The following is a 15,336-nucleotide window of genomic DNA, read 5'->3' on the forward strand; positions in this document are numbered from 1 at the left end:
CTACGCCGCCGGGGGGTGGCGCCGCAACCGGGAGCGGCCCTTGGCAGCCTGCCGGCGCCGGGCCACATCGCGCGCGATGTCGCGCATGCTGATCGCCCTGATCGTCGGCTCCCTTGGCTTCCTGCTCTATGTCGGGACGGTGGTGTGGCTGGCCGACTGGGTGCTGGGCACCCATTGGCTGGTCGAGCTTGCCTATTTCCTCGTCGCCGGCATCGCCTGGGTCTGGCCGGCGCGCGCGCTGATGTTCTGGGCGGCGCGCGCCGGCGCATGAGCGCGGCCGTGGATCAGAATGGGCGCGAGATCGTGGCGTAGACCCGGTTGTCGCAGATCTTCTGGCCGCCGAAGCACTCGGTCTGGCTGAGATTGGTGAAGCTGAAGCCGACGGTGCCGATGAAGCCCCAGACGATCTCGCGCGAGACGGCGACCGAGCCCACCATGTAGTCGGGCGCGCCCCAGTAGCCGTCGTTCGGCCGGTTCACGCTGGCGAAGTTGCGGTCGATCCACTGGTAGCCGAGCCGGCCCGAGAGCGTGAACGCGTAGGGCAGGGCGACGTCCACGCCGCCTTCCAGGTAGAAGCCGTTGCCGGATTCGAAGTTGTAGTCGGGCGACCAGGCGAAGGTGCCGAGCAGCTTGAAGGGCGCGATCTCGTAGCTGACCTTCGCCTGCAGTTCCCACCAGTTGGGCGAGAAGCCGCCGGGCGGCTCGTCGTAGCCGGGATAGGCGAAATAGACGGCGCCAAGGTCGAACTTGGCACCGAGCGCCTGGAAGCGGTAGCCGAGGAAGCCGTCCAGCTCCTGGCGGATGTTGGTGCCGGCGAACATGGCGTTGGAGAGGAAAGCGCCGACATAGATGCCGCTCTCGTGCTCGACGTCGAGCGTGCCCTGGATCGCGGGCCGGTCGCGCGTCTGGCTGATGCCGCGGAACAGGTAGTCCGTGGCGACCAGCGGTGTTGTCGTGACGGTGAGGCCGAGGCTTTCGATGGTCTGCTGCGCCTGCGCCGCCCAGGGCGCGAGCAGGGACGCGCCAAGCAGGACGGCAGCGCCCAGGGAATGTGCAGAGGTCATGCGATCTCCGGAACGTGGGTGGATAGCCACACGCGCCGTCGCAAGCTGCACGCCAGGATCGCCGTGATGGAGAATTATTAATTCGTAACCGGATCGAGTATGTCGCGAACGAAAAACCCCGCCAGGGAGTGATCCCTGGCGGGGTTCGTGCGCCGCGCGCCGTCTGGTCGGAGTGAGAGGATTCGAACCTCCGGCCCCTGCGTCCCGAACACAGTGCTCTACCAGGCTGAGCTACACTCCGGCATGGCGCCTGGCCCATGCGGGCAGGCGTCGTCGGCGGCAGCGCGGCGAGGCGGGCCGTATAGCGAAGCGGCCGGGGCGCGGCAAGCCGGGTGCAACGCTTCGTCACGCTTCGGGCCGTTGCGCCCCCGTGAAGGCGCTGCAACCTTCGCGCGTCCCAGAGGAGGGGATGTCATATGCGCGTATGGAGACTGGCGGCCCTCGCGGCCGCGGGGTTGGGAATGGCAGGCGCCGCGATGGCGCAGGGCAACGTCATCGCCGAACGCAAGGACGGCATGCGGGAAATGGGGCGCCACCTCGAAGCCATCAACGGCATCCTGCAGTCGCGCGGCAATCAGGCGCAGATCGCTACCGCGGCGGATCGGATCATCGCCTTCTACAGCAACATCAATGCCCTCTATCCGGCGTCCTCGCTGACGCCGCCGGTTCCGCAGGGCCGCAGCGACGGACAGACTCGCGCCCTTGCGGCCATCGAGCCGAATCGCGCGGCATTCACGGAGTATTCGTCCGACATGGTGCGCCAGCTCACTGCCATGAAGACGGCGGCCGCGACCGGCGGCGTCACCCCGGAGATGCTCCGCGCAGCAGGCCAAGTGTGCGCAGGCTGCCACAACCAGTTCCGAGCGCGCTGAACGGCCGCCCTTTCCCTGGCCGGGCTGGGGAGAGGGCGCGCACGCCGCGCGGCCGCGCGATCAGAACATCGAATCCGGCCGCAGCGTCGTGATCCACCACACGAAGCCCACCGACCCGGCGAGGAGCACGGCTGCCAGCGCCGGGCTACCCAGCCTCGGGGCGATCAGCGGCTCGCTCCGTGGCACATCGATCACGCCCGTCACCATCGGCTTGACGAGGTTTCGCCCCAGCGCGCGGTAGACGATGACGGCCAGCACGTGCAGCACAGCGAAGGCCAGCAGGAGCCAGAACAGGCGCACATGCACCGATGTCGCCGCCGCGCTCAGATTGCCGTCCACCCGGCGCGCCAGGGGGCCGGCGGACAGCACGTCGTCGTCGGCGAACAGGCCTAGCGTCGCCTGCGCCAGCAGCAGGAGCAGCAGCAGCAGGACCATCCAGCCGCCGGCGGCATTGTGGCCGACCTCGAGCGGCGCATCGCGCCGCCGCAGATGTGCGAGGTGCCGCAGCGCCGCACCGGGCGCACGCAGGAAATGCGTGAAGCGGGCCGTCTCCGATCCCACCAGCCCCCAGGCGATCCGGAACAGCACCAGCGCCAGGATCGCGTAGCCCGAAAGGAAATGCAGGTCGAAGCGGCCGGTCTCGGCCGTCCACCAGGAAAACGGGATCAGCAGGACGATGGACCAATGGACCAGGCGGACCCAGGGGTCCCATACCTTCAGCCGGCGCACCGTGCCGGCCTGCTGCTGAACCGCCATGCCTGATCCCATCTGCTGCCGCGCGCAGTGTGGTGGGGAGGCGACGCGCCGGGCAAGTAACGGCCGGTGACGCGCCAACGCCGGAGGACGGATGCGGCTGCCTGAGGTGATCGCGACGCTCGACCTGCAGCGTGGCCCGGCCCTGGCGCTGGTGGTTGCGCTCGGCCTCGCGCTGGCGGCGCGCGCGCTGCGCCGGCCGCTGCCGGTCGGGCTGGCCGGCGGCGTGGCGGTGCTCGTTGGCTGGTGGCTGACCTTCGGCCTGCTGACCGCCAGCCCGCGGCAATTGCCGGAACGCCTGCCGCTGCTCCTGCTGATGCTGCTGTTGGCGACGCTGATCCTGCTGCCTCTGGCCCTGCGGTGGCGCAGGCTTGCGCCGGTGGCCGCGCTGCTTGGCGCGCTGGCGGCGGGGTGGTGGATGGCCGGCGCGCCGCTGGTCCGCGCGGACCTGCAGCGCGCGGCGCCGGTGCTGCTGGCGGTCGCCTCGGCGACGCTGCTGCTGGCTCTGCGGATGGCGCCCCGCTGGTCCTTCCTGGCGGCGGCCGCATCGCTGTTGGCGGGCCTGCTGCTTGTGCCCCTGCCGGGGCCGCCGCCGGTGCTCGGCGCGGTGCTTGTTGCCGCCGCGCTTGGCGCCGCCTGGGTCCCGGCGCGCGGCGAGGCCGCCCCCGCTGTCGCGGCACTGCCGCTGGCAGGCGCGATCATCGGCCTGGCGGCCTTGCCGGTGATTGCGCGTGGCGTGCCCGCCGACTGGGCGGTGGCCGCGGCGCCGCTCTGCGCCGTACTGCTGGGCATCCCGCTCGGCGGATGGCTGGCGGGCCGGTCCGGCGCCGCCCTGGGCGCGATCCTGGCCGGCGGCGGCTGTGCGTTTTTCGCTTTTCTGATACGCTGACGCATGATTGACTTGACTGCCGGAGTATCCCGGTGCCGGCGGAGGGGTCTGGGTCGGGAGCAATGACCGCCAGCGGGCGTGCCCTCCTCATCGTGGTTGCGGTCACCGCGGGGCTCGCCGGCTTCGTGGCTTCCCGCTTCGTCGCGCTCGCGCCGCAACCCGCGCCGTCCGCAGACGTGCCCGTGGCGGTCGAACCCCGCCCGCCGGCCGCGCAGGCGAGCGCGACGCCCCGTCCCGTCGCGGCCTCGTCGCAGCCGACGGCGCCGGCCGCGCCGGAGCCGCCCCGCTTCGACGTGGTGCGCATCGGGGCGCGCGGCGGCGCCGTGGTCGCGGGCCGGGCCGCGGCCGGCGCCGAGGTCGTGCTGATGGAGGAAGGCCGCGAGATGGGTCGCGCCCGCGCCGATTCGCGCGGCGAATGGGTGATCCTGCCGCCCGACCCGCTGCCGGCGGGCACGCGCCATCTGACGCTGCTCGCCCGCCTCGGCGGCGAGGACATGCCCGGCCCCGACACCGTGGTGGTGGTGGTGCCGGAGGCGCCGGCCCTGGCCGAGGCGCCACGGCTGCCCGCCGCCCAGGCCTTGCCGCCGCCCGCGCCGGCTGCCGCGGCCGGCCCGCCCCTCGCCGTGTCCACACCGGCTGCGGTGGCGATGGCGAGCGCCCTGCCGTCCGGGCCGGGCGAGGCGGCGCTTCCGGCGTTGCCGCGCCCTGCTATCGGGCCGGCCACGCCGGCGCCGCAGCCGGCAGGGACGGCCACGCCCGCTACCCGGCCCGCCGCCTCCCCGTCCTCGGCCGATCCGCCGGCCTCACCCCCTGCCACGCCTGCCCCGCCCGTGGCCGCGGAGGCGCCGCGTGCCATCGCGAGTCCCGGACAGCCCGCCGCCCCCGCGGCGCCCGCGCGCATCGCCGCCACGGGACAGCCGCTGGTCGTGCTGCTGCCGGGGGCGCAGCCGGAGGCGCGCGTGCTGCAGGCGCCCGCACCGCGACAGGGCCTGGCGCTCGGCCAGGTGGACTACGATCAGGCGGGCGCGATCCGCTTCGCCGGCACCGCTGCGCCCGGCGCCACCGTCCGGCTCTATGTCAATGACCGCCACACCGGCGACGCCCAGGCCGATGACCAGGGCCGCTGGAGCCTGGCGCCCGGCGAGGCCATCGCGATCGGGCGGCACCGCCTGCGCGTGGACCAGGTGGCCGCCGCCGGCGCGGTCGCCGCCCGCATCGAAGTGCCCTTCCAGCGTGACCGCCTGCCCGAAAGCGAGACGGCGCATGGCCGGGTGATCGTGCAGCCCGGCCACAGCCTCTGGCGCATGGCGCGGTCGGTCTATGGCCAGGGCGTCCGCTATACCGTGATCTACGAGGCGAACCGCGAGCAGATCCGCAACCCGCACCGGATCTTCCCGGGTCAGGTCTTCGCCATGCCCGGCATGGCGCCCGATGGCGGCGAAACGGCGCCGGCGGAATCCAGCCGGTCCAGATAGGGATCGAGCGCGAGGGCGAAGCCGACGAGCTGCCCGACGAGGGCGGTGGCGGTGGTCGGCGCCGGCAGCGCCGTCTCCGATTCCAGCCTCAGCCGATGGTCCGGCAGCAGGCGCAGCCGCCAGCCCGGCGGCAGTTCCGACGGCAGGGTGCCGAGCGCCGCCAGCATGCCCGCCCGCAGACCGGGCGACTCCGCGGTGTAGGGGATGGCGCCGGCGACGGCCGAAAGGCGCATGCGCCCGGCATCGAGCCGCGCCTCGCAGCCGCGCCCGCGCCAGGTGAAGCGCAGCGAGGGTGTCTCCCGCGCGTGCAGGCTGCCATCCGCTTCGACCAGGAAGGGGCCGTGCGGGATGCTAAGTTCGGGCTGCCGCGCGCCCTCGCGCGCGATCTCGGCTGCGGCCTGCATGCGCTCATGTTGTCCGGGAAGGGTGAAGGGACCATAACCGGGCGCATGGACCTTTCCTCGACGATCCGCCTGGTGCTCGCGAAGCCCCACCCGGCGGGCCGCCCCTTCATCTGGGGCGGCGCCGCCGTGGCGGTGGTCGGCGGCCTTATCCTCGGCGCCTGGCTGTTCTGGATCGCCGCCGCCTTCACCGCCTTCTGCCTCTACTTCTTCCGCGACCCGGAGCGTGTCGTGCCGAACCGGCATGGTGCCGTCGTCGCGCCGGCCGATGGCCGTATCGTCTCCGTCATGCCCGCGGTACCGCCGTCCGAGCTCGGGCTGGGAGACACGCCGCGCTGGCGCGTGGCGATCTTCCTGTCGGTGCTCGACGTGCATGTGAACCGCGCTCCGGTCGAGGGACGGATCACGCGCATCGCCTATCGCCACGGCGCCTTCGTCAACGCCGCGATGGACAAGGCGAGCGAGGACAACGAACGCAACGCGCTGGCGATCCGCCTGCCGGACGGGCGCGACATGGCGGTGGTGCAGATCGCCGGCCTGATCGCGCGCCGCATCGTCTGCACCGTGCGGGAGGGCGACATGGTCGCCACGGGCGAGCGCATCGGCATCATCCGCTTCGGCAGCCGCACCGACCTCTATCTGCCGGAAGGCGTGCGGCCGCTGGTCGCGGAGGGCCAGACGATGATCGGCGGCGAGACGGTGGTGGCGGAACTGCCGCCGCTCGTGGCGCGATGAGCGACCCGGCCCGCCGGCCGCAGTCGCTGCACCGCCTGCGCCGGCGCTTCCGCCCGCGCACCCGGCCGCGCTTCGAGGGGCTGAGCTTCAACCGGCTGATCCCCAACATCATGACCATGCTCGGCCTCTGCGCCGGGCTGGTGGCGATCCGCTTCGCGATCGACGGGCGCTGGCCGCAGGCCGCGGCCTTCATCGTGGTCGCGGGCGTGATCGATGGGCTGGACGGGCGCCTCGCGCGGCTGCTGAAGGCGACCAGCCGCTTCGGCGCCGAGTTCGACAGCCTGGCCGACTTCCTCTCCTTCGGCGTGGCGCCGGCGCTGGTGCTGTATCTCTGGTCGATGAACACGGTCGGGCCGCTGGGCTTCGTGCCCTGCTTGCTCTTCGCCGTCTGCTCCTCCCTGCGGCTTGCGCGCTTCAACGCGGCGCTGGATGTCGGGCTGGAGAAGCCGAAGCCTGCCTATGCCTACAACTTCTTCACCGGCGTGCCGGCGCCGGCCGGTGCGGGCTGTGCGCTGTTCCCGCTGTTCCTTGGCCTCGCACTGGATGAGCGCGGCTGGCATGCGACGGCGGAGGCGTTCCGCCATCCGATCCTGGTCGGCCTGGTGCTGGTGACGGTCGGCGGGCTGATGGTCAGCACGCTGCCGACCTGGTCCTTCAAGAACTTCAAGATCCGGCGCGAGATGGTGCTGCCGCTGCTGCTGGGCGTCGGGCTGTTCGTGGCGCTGCTGGTGGCCGAGCCCTGGGCGGCGCTGGCCGCGGCGGGGATCATCTATCTCGGCATGCTGCCCTTCTCCGTGCGGTCCTACCTGGCGCTGAAGGCGGAGGCGGAGGCGCTGATCGAGGACGCGCCGAAGGCGCCGGCGAACCTGCCTTGACCATGGGGCGCGCCGCCCCAGGTGCCGGGTGACGACAACGGGAAGCTCGGCATGGCGCGCGCAGTCTGGAATGGCCAGGTGATCGCCGAAAGCGATCGGTTCGAACTGGTCGAGGGCAATGTCTATTTCCCGCGCGCGGCGGTGAATGCGGAGTACCTCCGGCCTTCCGCACGCAGCACCGTCTGCCCCTGGAAGGGCACCGCCAGCTACCACGACGTGGTGGTGGACGGGCAGGTGAATGCCGGCGCGGCCTGGTTCTACGCCGATCCGAAGCCGGCGGCCGCGAATATTCGCGACCACATCGCCTTCTGGCAGGGCGTTGAGGTGGAGCGGTAGCAGACACATCGTTGCGCTGGGCGTCGCTCTGAGGCAGCATCCTTCCCGCGCTGGCAAGGCGCTTGGGGGAGAGCGATTCCGTGAAACGTCTGCTGTGCGCGGCGGTGGCCGCGCTGTGGTTCGCCGCCCCCGCGGTGGCGCAGGACGCCGCGCTGCTGGAGCGCGGGCGCTATCTCGTGGAGGTCACCGCGGCCTGCGGCAACTGCCACACGCCGATGGGCCCGCAGGGTCCGATGCCCGGGCGCCACCTGGCCGGCGGTGCGGTGTTCGACGAACAGCCCTTCCGCGCCGTCGCACCGAACATCACGCCGGACCCCGAGACCGGCATCGGCCGCTGGACTGACGCGCAGGTGGCCCGCGCCATCCGCGAGGGGATCCGTCCCGACGGCACGCTGATCGGGCCACCCATGCCCTTCGCCTTCTATCGCGGCCTGTCGGACCGCGACCTGGCCGCGATGGTCGCCTATCTCCGCACCGTCCCGCCGGTGCGCAACGCGACGGAGAAGAGCGTCTATCGCATCCCGCTCCCGCCGGCGTACGGCCCACCCGTCGCCAGCGTGCCGCCGCCGGCGGACAACGCGGTGGCGCGCGGGGCCTATCTCGCCGGGCCGGTCGCCCACTGCCTGGAATGTCACACGCCGATGGCGAACGGGCATAGCGACATGACCCGCCTGGGCGCCGGCGGCATGGAGTTCCGCGGCCCCTGGGGCGTTTCGGTCGCCCGCAACATCACGCCCGCGGGCCTGGGAAGCTGGTCCGACGCCGAGATCGAGAAGGCGATCCGGGAGGGCGTCTCGAAGGATGGGCGGCAGCTGTTCCCGCCGATGGCCTTCTGGGCCTATCGCACCATGAGCGCGGGGGACATGCGCGACCTGATCGCCTATCTCCGCAGCATGCCCGCGCAAAGGTGAGGATCCGCGGCACGCTGCCGCTGGTCGTGGCGGGCCGCGCGGTGACGATCACCGGCGGCCCGTTCGATGCCATCCCGCAGGGCGCCTTCGGCGTCTGCCTCGAGCCGGCGGCGCAGAAGGCGTGGCTGGCCGACATCGCGCTGCCCACGCCCGATTTCGGCCTGCCCGACCCCGTGGCGCTGCGCGCGGCCGTCGCCGCCGCGCTGGCGCAATTGGAAGCCGAGCCGGGGCGGCCGCTGCATGTCGGCTGCCGCGCCGGCATCGGCCGCACTGGCCTTTTTCTCTCGTGCCTGGCGCGCGCCGCGGGGGTGGAGGGCGACGCGCTGGACTATGTCCGCCGCCACTACCTGCCGGACGCCGCGGAGACCGAGGCGCAACAGGCTATGGCGCGGGGCTTCACCTGGCCCTGAGCCAGGCGAGCGCGCGGCCGTCGATCACCAGCAGCCCCAGCGCGATCACCGCCATGCCCGCGAAATGCCGCGCGGCCAGCGTCTCGTCCAGAAGCTGCGTGCCGAGCAGCAGCGCCGTCACCGGCACGAGCAGCGTCACCAGCATCGCATTCGTTGCGCCGGCCCGCGCGATCAGCGTGTAGAACATCCAGTAGGCCAGCGCGGTCGAGAACAGCCCGAAGCCGACCAATGCGATCACAGCAGCCTGCGGCGGCGCGGCGAGCGTCCAGGGCTGGTCGAACAGCAGCACCAGCGGCAGCATGATCAACGTGGAGGCGGCGCATTGCCCGGTCGCGGCCGGCAGCGGCGCCAGCCCCGCCCGCTTCACCCGCCGCGCCCAGACCCCCGACAGCCCGTAGGAAAGGCAGGCGCCGAGCGACAGCACGATGCCCAGCAGCTCCGCGCCATGCCCCGCCGTGAAGGCGGCCGGCCCGGCCAGGATCGCCACGCCGACCAGCCCCGTCAGCGCGCCGCCGAGCCGGTTCGGCGTGAGCTTCTCGTCCGTGGTCAGCCAGTGTGCGCAGAGCACGGCAAAGACCGGCGTCGCCGCGTTCACCACGGCGGCGAGGCCGGAGGGAATGTAGCGCTGGCCCATGATGATCAGCGCGAAGGGCACGGCGTTGTTGAGCAGGCCCATCCCGGCGCAGGCCAGCCATTGCGCGCGTCCGCGCGGCAATTCCATGCCGAGCAGCCGGCAGGCGAGCGCCAGCGCCGCGGCCGCGATGGCGACGCGCGCGAGCACGATGGTGAAGGGCGGGAAGCCCGTCAGCGCGACCGCGGCGAAGAAGAAGGAGGCACCCCAGACCAGCGAGAGCGCCAGCAGCAGCCCCCACTGCCGCGGCGTCATCGGACCCGGCATGGATCGCATCTGCGCCCGATTGGCCGTCGCCCGCCATCCGGTGGTTGCGCGCGTCTGGCATGTGCCAGAGTGGCCGACCCGGATGCATGACGACTGTCGGTCGTGCCCTCACCCACCCTCGCTGCGCGAGGGTCCCCCCTCTCCCGTTGTCACGGGAGAGGGCCAGCTTCGGCGCGACACGCTTGCCTCGTTCTCCCTCTCCACCCGCAGGGGGGAGAGGGTCGGGGTGAGGGGGGCGCGCAGGATGATGCGATGCCCGCTCTACCGCGCCGGCGTCGCTTCCATCAGCTGCGCCGTCACCAGCCGCCGCACCGGCGACAGCGCGGCGCCGAGCCGCAGCACTGCGCCGCGCAGCGCCCGCGCCGGCGCGCGATCATCGGTGTAGAGACTCGCGATGGTGTTCGTCGCCGCATAGAGCGGGAACGTCGCGCGGCGATGCGCCATCTCGTAGCGCAGCAGCCCGCCGGGATCGGCGATGTCGCGCCGGCGCGCGAGCGCGGCCCGCACCTGCTCCGCCAGGCGCTGCGCGCCGGCCAGGCCGAAGTTGAAGCCGTGCGCGGTGACGGGATGCATGCCCACCGCCGCATCGCCGATCAGCGCGAAGCGCGTGCCGACGAAGCGCATCGCATAGGTCGTCACCAGGGGATAGGCGTGCCGCGTGCCCGCGAGCGTCAGCGCGCCCCAGCGCGCATCCGTCCGGCGCGTCACATCGGCACCGAAGGCTTCGGGGGTCACCTCCATGAGGTCCGCAATCTCCCGCGCCGACAGCGTCAGCACGATGGAGGAGACATCGCCGCGCAAGGGCAGCATCGCCACCGTCTGCCCGCGCCCGAACCACTCCGTCGCGATGCCGTCATGCGGCTTCTCATGCGCGACGCGCGCCACCAGCATGGACTTGCCGAAGTCGCGCATGCGCGCCGCAATGCCCATCTGGCGACGCGCTTCCGACATGCGCGTATCCGCGGCGACGATCAGCCGCGCGCGGATCTCCCGCCCATCCGCCAGCGTCAGCGTGCCGCCGCGCGGCGCGGTGCGCACCGCGGTCACCGCCACGCCCGCGATCAGCGTCGCGCAGCCTTCGGCCTGCACGCTGTCGAACAACGCCTTCCGGATCAGGTGATTCGGCACGAGCATCCCGAGCGGCGTCTCGCCGGGCGGCGCGAAGTCCAGCACGAAGGGCGAGGCGCCGTCCTGCACGCGCGCGCGCTTCAGCGGCGCCATCTGCTCCTTCGGGATGCGGTCCCAGGCGCCGATCTCGTCCAGGATCTCCTGCGAGTGATGCGTCAGCGCGATCTCGCGCCCGTCGAAGGCAGGCTCGGCCAGCGCGGCTTCCGGCGCGCGTTCCACCAGCACCACGGACAGGCCGCTGCCGGCCAGCAGCCGCGCGAAGGACAGGCCCGCCGGGCCGGCGCCGATCACCGCGATGTCGCAATCCTGCATGGCCCGCTGCCTTCCGTTCAACGTTGCGCCGTCACCACCACGCCCGCGGCCTCGAGCTCCGCGATCTCCGCCTCGGAGAAGCCATGCGCCGCCAGGATGTCCGTGCCGTGCTCGTTGAAGCGTGGCGGGACGCTGCGTGCGCCGCCGGGCGTGCGGCTCATCTTGATCGGCGTGCCGAGGCCGCGGAACCAGTCGAGCTCCGCCACCATGCCGCGATGCGCGGTGTGCGGCGCGGCCATCGCCTCGTCCACGAACAGCACGGGGCCCGCCGGCAGGCCGGCGCGCAGCATGCGGTCGCACAGCGCATGCCCATCCTCGCTCGCCAGGCGTTCGTCCAGCAGCGCGTTCAGCGCCGCGCGGTTCTCCACGCGCAGCGCGTTGGTCGCGAAGCGCGGGTCCGCCACGAGGTGCTGAAGCTGGAGAAACTCGCAGAATTTCCGCCAGGCAGGCTCGTTGCCGCAGGCGACGAAGATCTCGCAGGTCTTCGTCGCGAACTTCGAGTAGGGGCTGATGTTCGGATGCGGGTTGCCCAGCGCCTTCGGCCGCTTGCCGTTCAGGAAGTAGTTGGCCGCCTGCGGGTGCAGCAGCGCCATGCCGCAATCATGCAGCGACATGTCGAGGAACTGCCCCTTGCCGCTGCGCGTGCGCTCGTTCAGCGCCATCAGGATGGCGATCGTCGAATAGAGCCCGGTGGCGAGATCCACGATCGGCGTGCCCATGCGCAGCGGCCCGGTGGTGTCGTCGCCATTGATGGACATCAGCCCGACCATCGCCTGGATCACCGCGTCGTAGCCCGGCAGCGCGCCGAGCGGCCCGTCGCCGCCGAAGCCGGAGACGCGGCAATGGATCAGGCCGGGAAAGCGCTTGGACAGCACATCGGCATAGCCGATGCCCCACTTCTCCATGCTGCCCGGCTTGTAGTTCTCCACCAGCACATCCGCGCCTTCCAGCAGGCGCAGCAGCACCGCGCGGCCTTCCGGCTTGGAGAGATCGAGCGCCAGCGCCTTCTTGTTGCGGTTCACGCCGATGAAATAGCTGGCATCGGCCTCGTGGAAAGGGGGACCCCAGCCGCGCGTCTCGTCGCCCTGCGGCGGCTCGATCTTGATCACCTCCGCGCCGTGGTCCGAGAGGATCATCGTGCAATAGGGGCCGCCCAGCACGCGCGTCAGGTCGATCACCTTCAGCCCGGCCAGCGAACCGGGCGAGGTCGCGAGCCCCTTGCCCTCGGTCATCGGGATCGCGTCGGTCATGCGGCCAGTCTCCTGTTGAACACGCGCGCGCAGAATTCCGGGTAGGTCTCGAGCATCCCGTCGCAGACCGGGCCGCGCAGCAACGCCAGTTCCTGCTCGGTCGGGTCCGGCGTCTCCGGCACTGCGTCTGCCACGTCGAAATCGAAGCCGGTCTGCGCGCGGATGGACTGCACGGTCTCGCCGGGATGCACGCTTTCCAGCGCGAAGCGCGCGCGCGCCGCGTCGAAGCGGAACACGCAGCGCCCGGTCACCAGCGCCTGCGCCATGCCGCGGCGGAACACGCCGGGTGGCGAGACTCCGGGTGCGGAGATCATGTCCACCTTTTCCACCAGCACGCGCGGGGAATGTTCCTCGCGGAACAGGATGGTGCGGCCGGTCATCATGTACATGAAGGCGCTGCCGAAGCTGCCGGGGAAGCGCGCTGCGGTGCCGGGCCATTCGCCGGTGCCGAGCAGGTTGATGTTCGCCTGCCCGTCGATCTGCCCGCCGCCAAGAAAGAAGAGATCCACGCGGCCCTGGCCGGTGAGGTCGAACAGCTCCCGCCCGCCCTCGGTGAAGGGATTGCCGCGCGGGCGCGTCAGCAGCGAGATGCGCAGCGGATTGCCCATCGCCTTCACCAGCAGGCAGGCGGCGGCCGGGATGGCGGAGGCATTGCCCACCGCCGCATGCCGCACCGGCGGCGCCGACGGGTCCAGGATCAGCCGCGCGACGGCGGTGGCCAGGCGTTCCTCGGGGCGGATGGTCATTCCGCGGCCTCCGCGCGGGGCGCCAGCACGTAGCGGTCGAGGTATTCGCGGAACCCGGCCTCGGTCTTCGCCAGCCGCGCATACTCTGCGTAATGCGCGATGTCGGCGGATCGCTCGTCCAGCAGCCCGCTCGGCCAGCTTCCGCGCGCGGCAACAGCGACCGCATCGATATAGGTGGCGGAGATGCAACCCGGCGCCAGGCGCTCATCCTCCAGCATGTTGCCGGGCACCATGCGCTCCACCGTGACGATGCTGCGCAGCGCGGCATGGGCGATGGTCGCCACCTCCCTCCGGCGGCCGACCCAGACATTGCCTTCCTCGTCGGCCATCGCGGCGTGGAAGGCGGCGATGTCCGGGCGGATGGCGGGCACCAGCAGGATCTGGTCCTCGGTGTCCGCGAAGGGGTTCTGCACCACCTTCCAGTCCGGGCGATGCGCCAGGATGTCGCTGCCGATCACCCCGCGCAGCGGCATGAAGGGCACGCCTTTCTCAGCCGCCTGCAGCGCCGTATGGATGGCGGGGCAGGTGGCGTCGCGCATGCGGATGCGCCCGGCGCGGACGGCCGCGGTGAAGCAGGGGGCGAAGCCGGCCTCGCCCAGCGTCACCGCGCTGGATTCGACCTCCGCCACGCAGCCGGCGCCGACCAGCAGGTCGGCGACATAGCCCGTGATGGGCACGCCCAGCACCCGCAGGCCCTTCGCCCCGCGCCGCACCAGGGCATGGCCCAGCGCGCAGGGCGGCAGGGAGTAGTCCGGCGGCACGGCAATCAACGCGCCATCCGGCACGGTCGCGGCCAGCGCATCGGCATTCGCCAGGAACATGCTTCCCTCCTTCGCCGACCCTACCTAATGGCTTGGCGAGGCAGCGCGAAGGGGGAAGGGCGCCGGTTCGCCCGGCGCGGGGCGCATGCTAGCCTCGGGCCATGTCCGGTCAGCCTGTCACCCTGCGCGGCCCGCGGGTCGTCCTGCGCCCCTGGCGCCTGCCGGAGGACCTCGATCCGCTTTTCGCCATCAACGGCGATCCCGCGGCCATGCGCTTCTTCCCGAATGTCCACGACCGCGCCGAGAGCGACGATTGGGGCCGCCGGATCGCTGCCGATTGCGCGAGCCGCAGCTACGGCTTCTGGGCGCTGGAGCTGCCCGGCGAGGGCCTGGTCGGCGCGGTCGGCATCAAGCCCGCGCCCTTCGAGGCCGACTTCACACCCTGCACCGAGATCGGCTGGCGAATCGCCACCCGCTTCCAGCGCCGCGGCCTGGCGGAGGAGGGGGCACGGCTGGCCCTGGCGCATGGCTTCGGCCCAGCCGGGCTGGACCGCATCGTCGCCTGGACCCCGCCTGTCAACGAGCCCTCCTGGCGGCTGATGGAGAAGCTCGGCATGCGGCGGGAGCGTGTCTTCGATCATCCGAGCCTGCCGGAGGGGCATCCCCTGCGGGCGCACCTGCTGTATGCGATCGGCCGCGCGGAGTGGATCGCGCAGCGCCTCGGCTGATCCCGCTTGCCAGCCGGCGCGCCATTCACCAATTAGCGGGGATGCGGCGCGCTCCCCCGGTCCTCGTCGTCATCGCGCTCGCCCCGTTGCTGGGCGGCGCCGCCTCGCCCGGCCCCACGGCGCCGGAGCTGGAGGCCGCGGGCTGGCGCAAGCTGCAATGGAACGGCATCCGACCGGCCAATTTCGCCGCCACCCCGAGCGGGGGCATCCGCATCTCCGGGCGGGGCGAGGCCAGCGTGCTCGCCAAGCCTCTGCAGGGCGCGGCCACCTGCCTGGCCTGGCGTTGGCGCGTGGATGCGGGTCCGCCGTCCACCGACCTTGCCCGCCGCGGCGGAGACGATCGGGCCGTGGCGATCGGCATCGGCTTCGCCGGCTTCGGGCCGCAGGCCGATCTCTCGGTGCGCATCCAGCATGCGGCGGCGCAGGTCGCCAGCGGCCAGTCCCGCCTGCCGCGCAGCGTGCTGATGTATGTCTGGGGCGGCACGGGCATGGAGGGGCAGGATTCGCCCGGCGGCTTCTTTCCCAGCCCGTGGAACCGCGGCATCGCGATGCTGCGCGTCCAGCGCCCCGCCGCCGCGCCGCGCGGCCGCTGGGTGGAGGAGCGGGTCAATCTCGGTGCCGATTGGCAGGCCGCTTTCGGCAGCAACGCGGTGCCGGCGGTGATGGAGGTGATCGTCTCCACCGACAGCGACGACACCGGCACGCCGGTGGAGGCGCAGGTCGAGAACATCCGGCTGGTGCCCTGCCGCTGAGGCAGCCCGGCGCGCGGGCTTTGCAGCCGCGCCGCCAGGC

19 protein-coding genes and 1 tRNA gene are annotated in these 15,336 nt (G+C 72.2%); 11 read left to right on the forward strand and 9 right to left on the reverse strand.

The genetic code is table 11. The features are described 5' to 3' along the window. Positions 1-85 precede the first annotated feature (85 nt). Positions 86-271 (forward strand): DUF2842 domain-containing protein, encoded by a 186-nt coding sequence (locus E4T13_RS26660; RefSeq protein WP_170985269.1) that lies wholly within the window; start codon positions 86-88, stop codon positions 269-271. 13 nt (positions 272-284) lie between these two features. On the opposite strand, the gene E4T13_RS26665 is transcribed toward E4T13_RS26660, so the two are convergent. Both E4T13_RS26665 and E4T13_RS26670 read right to left on the reverse strand, forming a co-directional pair. Beyond that, positions 285-1,064, reverse strand: coding sequence for a TorF family putative porin (locus E4T13_RS26665; protein WP_137181383.1), 780 nt, complete (start codon positions 1,062-1,064; stop codon positions 285-287). A gap of 164 nt (positions 1,065-1,228) precedes the next feature. Next, positions 1,229-1,305 (reverse strand) — tRNA-Pro (locus E4T13_RS26670). Between the two features lie 235 nt (positions 1,306-1,540). Between E4T13_RS26670 and E4T13_RS26675 the strand changes: the two genes are divergently transcribed. After that, positions 1,541-1,936, forward strand: a complete 396-nt coding sequence (locus tag E4T13_RS26675; RefSeq protein WP_170985270.1) for a cytochrome c — start codon at positions 1,541-1,543, stop codon at positions 1,934-1,936. 60 nt (positions 1,937-1,996) lie between these two features. Here E4T13_RS26675 and E4T13_RS26680 read toward each other — a convergent pair whose 3' ends face one another. Beyond that, positions 1,997-2,692, reverse strand: coding sequence for a cytochrome b/b6 domain-containing protein (locus E4T13_RS26680; RefSeq protein ID WP_137181385.1), 696 nt, complete (start codon positions 2,690-2,692; stop codon positions 1,997-1,999). A gap of 91 nt (positions 2,693-2,783) precedes the next feature. Between E4T13_RS26680 and E4T13_RS26685 the strand changes: the two genes are divergently transcribed. Both E4T13_RS26685 and E4T13_RS26690 read left to right on the forward strand, forming a co-directional pair. Then, positions 2,784-3,578: a hypothetical protein gene (locus E4T13_RS26685; protein ID WP_137181386.1), complete on the forward strand. Its 795-nt coding sequence runs from the start codon at positions 2,784-2,786 to the stop codon at positions 3,576-3,578. A gap of 62 nt (positions 3,579-3,640) precedes the next feature. After that, the gene (locus E4T13_RS26690) at positions 3,641-5,053 is read left to right on the forward strand and encodes a LysM peptidoglycan-binding domain-containing protein (protein ID WP_137181387.1); all 1,413 of its coding nucleotides are present in this window, start codon (positions 3,641-3,643) and stop codon (positions 5,051-5,053) included. On the opposite strand, the gene E4T13_RS26695 is transcribed toward E4T13_RS26690, so the two are convergent. After that, positions 4,978-5,457, reverse strand: coding sequence for a hypothetical protein (locus E4T13_RS26695; protein WP_137181388.1), 480 nt, complete (start codon positions 5,455-5,457; stop codon positions 4,978-4,980). The two genes, E4T13_RS26690 and E4T13_RS26695, sit on opposite strands and share 76 nt — an antisense overlap. Positions 5,458-5,502: 45 nt before the next feature. On the opposite strand from E4T13_RS26695, the gene E4T13_RS26700 reads away from it, so the two are divergent. The 5 genes from E4T13_RS26700 (at position 5,503) to E4T13_RS26720 (ending at position 8,721) form a co-directional block, all read left to right on the forward strand. Next, the gene (locus E4T13_RS26700; protein WP_137181389.1) at positions 5,503-6,189 is read left to right on the forward strand and encodes a phosphatidylserine decarboxylase; all 687 of its coding nucleotides are present in this window, start codon (positions 5,503-5,505) and stop codon (positions 6,187-6,189) included. Continuing rightward, the gene (locus E4T13_RS26705) at positions 6,186-7,064 is read left to right on the forward strand and encodes a phosphatidylcholine/phosphatidylserine synthase (protein ID WP_137181390.1); all 879 of its coding nucleotides are present in this window, start codon (positions 6,186-6,188) and stop codon (positions 7,062-7,064) included. Before E4T13_RS26700 ends, E4T13_RS26705 begins: the two co-directional genes overlap by 4 nt. Positions 7,065-7,115: 51 nt before the next feature. Next, the gene (locus tag E4T13_RS26710; RefSeq protein WP_137181391.1) at positions 7,116-7,400 is read left to right on the forward strand and encodes a DUF427 domain-containing protein; all 285 of its coding nucleotides are present in this window, start codon (positions 7,116-7,118) and stop codon (positions 7,398-7,400) included. Between the two features lie 80 nt (positions 7,401-7,480). Beyond that, the gene (locus E4T13_RS26715) at positions 7,481-8,311 is read left to right on the forward strand and encodes a c-type cytochrome (protein ID WP_240791311.1); all 831 of its coding nucleotides are present in this window, start codon (positions 7,481-7,483) and stop codon (positions 8,309-8,311) included. Next, positions 8,308-8,721, forward strand: coding sequence for a hypothetical protein (locus tag E4T13_RS26720; protein WP_137181392.1), 414 nt, complete (start codon positions 8,308-8,310; stop codon positions 8,719-8,721). Before E4T13_RS26715 ends, E4T13_RS26720 begins: the two co-directional genes overlap by 4 nt. On the opposite strand, the gene E4T13_RS26725 is transcribed toward E4T13_RS26720, so the two are convergent. From E4T13_RS26725 to E4T13_RS26745, 5 genes are all read right to left on the reverse strand, one after another. Then, the gene (locus E4T13_RS26725) at positions 8,708-9,619 is read right to left on the reverse strand and encodes a DMT family transporter (protein WP_240791312.1); all 912 of its coding nucleotides are present in this window, start codon (positions 9,617-9,619) and stop codon (positions 8,708-8,710) included. The genes E4T13_RS26720 and E4T13_RS26725 overlap by 14 nt on opposite strands. A 261-nt stretch (positions 9,620-9,880) precedes the next feature. Then, on the reverse strand, positions 9,881-11,059 hold the full coding sequence (gene ubiM, locus E4T13_RS26730) for a 5-demethoxyubiquinol-8 5-hydroxylase UbiM (protein WP_137181393.1): 1,179 nt from the start codon (positions 11,057-11,059) through the stop codon (positions 9,881-9,883). Between the two features lie 17 nt (positions 11,060-11,076). Continuing rightward, entirely contained in the window at positions 11,077-12,309 is a 1,233-nt protein-coding gene (locus E4T13_RS26735) for a CaiB/BaiF CoA-transferase family protein (RefSeq protein WP_137181394.1), read from the reverse strand. Further along, a complete protein-coding gene (locus tag E4T13_RS26740) occupies positions 12,306-13,055 on the reverse strand; it encodes a CoA-transferase (protein ID WP_137181395.1) in 750 nt (249 codons plus the stop codon). The genes E4T13_RS26735 and E4T13_RS26740 overlap by 4 nt, the downstream gene beginning before the upstream one ends. Then, positions 13,052-13,876: a CoA transferase subunit A gene (locus E4T13_RS26745; protein ID WP_137181396.1), complete on the reverse strand. Its 825-nt coding sequence runs from the start codon at positions 13,874-13,876 to the stop codon at positions 13,052-13,054. Before E4T13_RS26745 ends, E4T13_RS26740 begins: the two co-directional genes overlap by 4 nt. 101 nt (positions 13,877-13,977) lie before the next feature. On the opposite strand from E4T13_RS26745, the gene E4T13_RS26750 reads away from it, so the two are divergent. Both E4T13_RS26750 and E4T13_RS26755 read left to right on the forward strand, forming a co-directional pair. Further along, positions 13,978-14,544, forward strand: coding sequence for a GNAT family N-acetyltransferase (locus tag E4T13_RS26750; protein WP_137181397.1), 567 nt, complete (start codon positions 13,978-13,980; stop codon positions 14,542-14,544). Between the two features lie 41 nt (positions 14,545-14,585). Beyond that, positions 14,586-15,296 carry a DUF3047 domain-containing protein gene (locus E4T13_RS26755; RefSeq protein WP_137181398.1) on the forward strand — a complete coding sequence of 237 codons (711 nt, stop codon included), beginning with the start codon at positions 14,586-14,588 and terminating at the stop codon, positions 15,294-15,296. Positions 15,297-15,336: the final 40 nt, after the last annotated feature.

The organism is Roseomonas sp. AR75 (assembly GCF_005222815.1).
Classification (GTDB): Bacteria; Pseudomonadota; Alphaproteobacteria; order Acetobacterales; family Acetobacteraceae; genus Falsiroseomonas.

Excerpts from the sequence above, each read along its gene's own strand:
- E4T13_RS26660 (WP_170985269.1), top strand. The coding sequence starts at position 86 with ATGCTGATCGCCCTGATCGTCGGCTCCCTTGGCTTCCTGCTCTATGTC.
- E4T13_RS26665 (WP_137181383.1), bottom strand. The coding sequence starts at position 1,064 with ATGACCTCTGCACATTCCCTGGGCGCTGCCGTCCTGCTTGGCGCGTCC.
- E4T13_RS26675 (WP_170985270.1), top strand. The coding sequence starts at position 1,541 with ATGGCGCAGGGCAACGTCATCGCCGAACGCAAGGACGGCATGCGGGAA.
- E4T13_RS26680 (WP_137181385.1), bottom strand. The coding sequence starts at position 2,692 with ATGGCGGTTCAGCAGCAGGCCGGCACGGTGCGCCGGCTGAAGGTATGG.
- E4T13_RS26685 (WP_137181386.1), top strand. The coding sequence starts at position 2,784 with ATGCGGCTGCCTGAGGTGATCGCGACGCTCGACCTGCAGCGTGGCCCG.
- E4T13_RS26690 (WP_137181387.1), top strand. The coding sequence starts at position 3,641 with ATGACCGCCAGCGGGCGTGCCCTCCTCATCGTGGTTGCGGTCACCGCG.
- E4T13_RS26695 (WP_137181388.1), bottom strand. The coding sequence starts at position 5,457 with ATGCAGGCCGCAGCCGAGATCGCGCGCGAGGGCGCGCGGCAGCCCGAA.
- E4T13_RS26700 (WP_137181389.1), top strand. The coding sequence starts at position 5,503 with ATGGACCTTTCCTCGACGATCCGCCTGGTGCTCGCGAAGCCCCACCCG.
- E4T13_RS26705 (WP_137181390.1), top strand. The coding sequence starts at position 6,186 with ATGAGCGACCCGGCCCGCCGGCCGCAGTCGCTGCACCGCCTGCGCCGG.
- E4T13_RS26710 (WP_137181391.1), top strand. The coding sequence starts at position 7,116 with ATGGCGCGCGCAGTCTGGAATGGCCAGGTGATCGCCGAAAGCGATCGG.
- E4T13_RS26725 (WP_240791312.1), bottom strand. The coding sequence starts at position 9,619 with ATGCCGGGTCCGATGACGCCGCGGCAGTGGGGGCTGCTGCTGGCGCTC.
- ubiM (WP_137181393.1), bottom strand. The coding sequence starts at position 11,059 with ATGCAGGATTGCGACATCGCGGTGATCGGCGCCGGCCCGGCGGGCCTG.
- E4T13_RS26735 (WP_137181394.1), bottom strand. The coding sequence starts at position 12,309 with ATGACCGACGCGATCCCGATGACCGAGGGCAAGGGGCTCGCGACCTCG.
- E4T13_RS26740 (WP_137181395.1), bottom strand. The coding sequence starts at position 13,055 with ATGACCATCCGCCCCGAGGAACGCCTGGCCACCGCCGTCGCGCGGCTG.
- E4T13_RS26745 (WP_137181396.1), bottom strand. The coding sequence starts at position 13,876 with ATGTTCCTGGCGAATGCCGATGCGCTGGCCGCGACCGTGCCGGATGGC.
- E4T13_RS26750 (WP_137181397.1), top strand. The coding sequence starts at position 13,978 with ATGTCCGGTCAGCCTGTCACCCTGCGCGGCCCGCGGGTCGTCCTGCGC.
- E4T13_RS26755 (WP_137181398.1), top strand. The coding sequence starts at position 14,586 with ATGCGGCGCGCTCCCCCGGTCCTCGTCGTCATCGCGCTCGCCCCGTTG.